This window comes from Microbacterium sp. H6 (assembly GCF_003314775.1).
Classification (GTDB): Bacteria; Actinomycetota; Actinomycetes; order Actinomycetales; family Microbacteriaceae; genus Microbacterium; species Microbacterium oxydans.
This window is the reverse complement of the sequence record NZ_QOAY01000088.1, coordinates 1-3,527: the sequence shown is the minus strand read 5'-3', so window position 1 is coordinate 3,527 and position 3,527 is coordinate 1. Positions and strand designations below refer to the sequence as shown.

The window sequence follows — 3,527 nt, the reverse complement described above, 5'->3', positions numbered from 1 at the left end:
TGGCTATGTCAAGCTGAAGTGGCCCAGGGATGTCGCTCTGAACTGGCCCACGTGAGCCTGCTTTCCAACTCGGAAAGTATGCTCTATGCTTTCCGGTATGGAAAGCTCAAACCGGCCGCAGAACACCCCCGCGGAGGATCTGGCCCTTATCGGACAGGCCCAGGATCATCTGGATCCGCCTCGTGGGTTCGCATTGACTTACGACGTGCTCTTCAGCATCGTCTGCGGCGTTTTTGTCGGGGCGCAGGCGCTGCCGCTGACAATCCGCCCGTTCGCGACCATCGTCGTCGTGCTCGCGCTCATCGCTCTGATGGTCTGGTGGCGGCGTCGGCTGGGGTGGTGGCTCAGCGGTTACTCTCCTCGGCGGGCGCGGTGGGTCACGTTTGCAATGCTCGTCCCACTCCTGAGCTTGATGTTCTGGGCGTGGGCGATGCCCGTGCTGTGGGTCGCGCTCACCGCAGGTAGCATCGCGGCGGCGGTTGCGTTCGCGGCCAGTCGGCTCTGGGCGCTCGTGTGGAAGCGGGAGCGCGTTGCAGCACGGAACGTCGCGTGAGCGGGCTCGATGAGCGGATTCACCATCCGACGCGACTCCAGCTCTGCGCGATGCTTGCGGCCGTAGAGGATGTCGAATTCAGCTTCGCGCGTGATCGCATCGGAGTCGCGGATTCCGTTCTCTCCAAGCACGCAAAGGCGCTCGAAGAGGCAGGATACGTCACCGTTCGCAAGGGTGTCAGCTCTGGCCGGCGCCGCACCTGGTTCAGTCTCACGATGAACGGTCGAGCAGCGTTCCGTGCCCATCTCGCCGAGCTCCAGCGCCTCGCAGGAGCCGCCACGTCTCCTCCCTCGTCAACGTAGGCGATTCTCCCCTGAGGATTTCGCTGCTCTCGCTCGTCGGTGCGGACCACGGGCGCGTCAGCTGCTTTGGTTGCGGGTGTGGGCGAGCCGGTAGCTGGTGGTGCCGGTCTCGATGATGGTGCCGTTGAAGGTGAGCCGGTCGATGATCGCGGCGCAGAGGCGTGGGTCGGTGAAGGTGTCGGTCCAGCCGGAGAAAGACTGGTTAGAGGCGATCGCGACGGAGTTCTTCTCTTCTCGTTCGGTGAGGACTTGGAAGAGGAGCTCGGCGCCGCGGCGGTCGAGTTCCATGTATCCGAGCTCGTCGATGCAGAGCAGATCAACGCGGCCGTAGCGGGCGATCGTGCGCGCGAGTTGTTTCTCGTCGGCGGCTTCGACGAGCTCGTTCACCAGTTTCGTCGCGAGGGTGTATTTCACCCGGTAGCCCTTCTCGGCTGCGGCAGTGCCGAGCCCTATGAGGAGATGGGATTTGCCGGTGCCGGAGTCTCCGATGAGGCAGAGCGGATCGCCGCGGCGGACCCAGTCGCCTGTTGCGAGGGTGTGAATGGTCGCGGGGTTGATGTTCGGGTTCGCGTCGTAGTCGAAGTCCCCGAGCCATTTCTGGCGGGGGAACCCCGCTCCTGCGACGCGGCGGACGGTGGAGCGGCGGTCCCGGTCGTCGCATTCAGCGAGGAGGAGTTCGGCGAGGAAGCCCTGGTAGGAGAGCTGCTCGTGTCCGGCGACACGGGTTGCTTCGTCCATGACCGCGCGGATCGTGGGTAACCGGAGTCTGCGGCAAGCTTGGTCGACTGCGGCCGCGGCGGCTTCTTCTGTCATGCCGCGCCGTCGGCGCAGGGTCGTGGTGACGGGTGTGGTGGTGCTCATGTGTTCGTCGTTCCTTCTCTTTCATCAGTGGCAGTGGGATCGGTGAAGATGGGGCGGCGCTGCAGGAGCTCGTCGTAGTGGGTGACGGACGGCAACGGGCGTTTGTCGGGCGGGAGGCCGGCGATCACAGCCTGCGGGTCGCGGAGGCGGCGTTGGGTGAGACTGACAACCCTGTGCTCGACGTGTGATTGAGGTGCAACGGGATGTCGCTCCCATGTGGCCCCGCTGCCATGTAGGCGTGCCTCGACCGCGACGACGTCCGCGGTGACCGCGCCGACCGAGAGAGCGGCCCTGATCCCGGCGATCACGTCCGCAGCTCGCATACTCCGATGTAGGAGAAGCACCTCGATGAGCTCTCTCGTGCCCGCGCTGTCACCGTTGACCTTCCTGGTTTCCTGCCAGAACGCTTCGTGCGCGGTGGTGAACGTCCCGGACTCGCGTGCGTGAGCGAGCGCGGTCGATCCCGGCAGAGCGCCGGGCTTATGGCGAAGGACTTCGAGGTAGTGATCCAACACGATCGATTCTCCGCCGCGGGCGACGACCCGCTCATGGCGGGCGGCCTCTTCCCGCCCGTCGAAAATGGCGACCTCGGATGCGCGCAGCGAAACCCTCACCTGACGGCCGATCAGCCGGGCAGGGACGGAGTACTTCGCCATCCGAACGGTGACCAGCCCAGACCTGTCGACGCGCGGATGCAATACCAACCCTGGATCAAACCGCTCAGTCGGCAGCGGCCGCAGCAAGAGTCGTTCGGTGGCGAAGTCATCTCCGACTGTCGTGCACCGCTGACTGATCCGGCGGTCCTCGTCGCGGGAGTCCCAGCGGCGGATCATGCTATTCAGCTCGGCAAGAGAACCGACCTCGGGCATCGGCGAGAGCCAGGTCCGCCGGAACCGGCCGACTTCCCCCTCAACGCCGCCCTTCTCGTGCGCGCCTTCGATCCCAGGCTGACAGTAGAACGCGTCGAACCCGTAGTGCGAGCGGAACAGCACCCATCGGTCATTCTCGACCCGGCGGCGATCACTGCCGTAGATCACGGTCTTCACTGCCGCCGTCAGGTTGTCGTATTTGATGTGCAGGGCAGGGACCCCGCCAATCTCGTCGAACGCATCGATATGCCCCTCGAGGAACGCTTCCTGCGATTGCGTCGAGTAGACCCGGTGGATCGCCTTGCCTGAGTGAGAGAGACGGAACGTGAACATATGACACTTCGTCTTCACCCCGGCCAAGATCACCCAGACCTCCCCGAAATCGACCTCCGCTTCCGCGCCAGGCGCGTGCAGTTGCGGGACGAAGACCTCCGGAATCCGACCCGCCTCGATCAGGATCTCCCGTCGCCGCCTGGCGACATAGTCCCGGACCGCGGCGTAGGAGACATCGGCAGCGTGCTCGTCAAGAAGGCGGGAGTGCATCCGCGTCGCCGTCATCCGTTGCTTCTTCGGCGCGGTGAGGTTCTCCCGCAACCATCCGTCGATCAGCAGCTGGAACGCGCCCAGCTTCGGAGCCTGCCGCTCAGGAACCTTCCGGCCCGGCGGGACCGGAGACGCCAACGCTTGACGCACCGTCCGACGATGCACCCGAAACCGTTTCGCCAACGCGTTCACGGACAGCTCCTCGACTCGCGCCGCGCGTCGTATCTCGGCGTACAAATCCACCCTGGACCCCAACTGGCCCTCCTCACTCGAAACAAACCGACTGAGGACCACCGTGGCGGGGGTGGGCCAAATCAAACCGACATGAACACCCCGGCGCGTCGCAACATGGGCCAGACCAAAGCGACATCCCTGGGCCAAATCAGAGTGACAGAGTCA

Annotated in this window: 4 protein-coding genes; 2 read left to right on the top strand and 2 right to left on the bottom strand. The window is 64.8% G+C overall.

The features are described 5' to 3' along the window. The first annotated feature begins 85 nt into the window (after positions 1-85). Positions 86-553 (top strand): hypothetical protein, encoded by a 468-nt coding sequence (locus DSP71_RS06075; protein WP_113680639.1) that lies wholly within the window; start codon positions 86-88, stop codon positions 551-553. Next, positions 514-855, top strand: a complete 342-nt coding sequence (locus DSP71_RS06070; protein WP_309472608.1) for a transcriptional regulator — start codon at positions 514-516, stop codon at positions 853-855. Before DSP71_RS06075 ends, DSP71_RS06070 begins: the two co-directional genes overlap by 40 nt. A gap of 57 nt (positions 856-912) precedes the next feature. On the opposite strand, the gene istB is transcribed toward DSP71_RS06070, so the two are convergent. Both istB and istA read right to left on the bottom strand, forming a co-directional pair. Continuing rightward, positions 913-1,716 (bottom strand): IS21-like element helper ATPase IstB, encoded by an 804-nt coding sequence (istB, locus tag DSP71_RS06065; RefSeq protein WP_113680637.1) that lies wholly within the window; start codon positions 1,714-1,716, stop codon positions 913-915. Further along, positions 1,713-3,383, bottom strand: a complete 1,671-nt coding sequence (istA, locus tag DSP71_RS06060) for an IS21 family transposase (protein WP_113680640.1) — start codon at positions 3,381-3,383, stop codon at positions 1,713-1,715. Before istA ends, istB begins: the two co-directional genes overlap by 4 nt. Between the last annotated feature and the right edge of the window lie 144 nt (positions 3,384-3,527).